At 64.4% G+C, this 609-nt stretch carries 1 protein-coding gene; it reads right to left on the reverse strand.

Annotated elements, in window-relative coordinates:
* Nucleotides 1-68: 68 nt before the first annotated feature.
* Nucleotides 69-609 (reverse strand): orotidine-5'-phosphate decarboxylase (gene pyrF / locus AC1D1X_RS25220; RefSeq protein WP_477699625.1); only part of this gene is annotated, 541 nt, incomplete at its 5' end.

Genomic DNA, 609 nt, shown 5'->3' on the forward strand with positions numbered 1-609 from the left:
CCTGCATGCCGGGCTACCCCCGGCCAGCAACTCTCAGTAAAGAGTACAACGCCGGGTAAGAAACCAGCCTACTTCAAAGCCTCACCCCGAGCCGCCTCCAGCACATCCCGAGTCTTCACCGCCTCGCGCCGCGCAGCCTCCGCAAAATCATCCGCCGAAGAGGCATACAAAATCGCGCGCGACGAGTTCACGATGATGGGAGCGCCGGACCGCCATCCCGCCTTCACGGTCGCCACCGCATCGCCACCTTGCGCCCCCACACCCGGAATCAGCAAAGGCAAGGTAGGCGCCACGGCCCGCACACGCTCAATCTCCGCCGGGTACGTCGCCCCCACCACCAGCCCCAGCTGGCCATTGAGGTTCCACAGACCTTGCGCCAGACGCGCCACATGCTCGTACAGCAGCGGCTGGCCTTCAATCGAGGCGAATCGCTGGTTCTGCAGGTCGTCGCCGCCGGGGTTGGAGGTGCGGCACAACAGGAAAGCGCCCTTGCCTTCGTACTTCAAATACGGCGCGACCGAATCAAACCCCATGAAGGGCGAGAGCGTCACCGCGTCGGCACCGTAGCGCTCAAAGGCTTCCTTGGCATATTGCTCCGCCGTGCTGCCG

The sequence above is a fragment of the Polaromonas sp. P1_G4 genome (genome assembly GCF_056405475.1).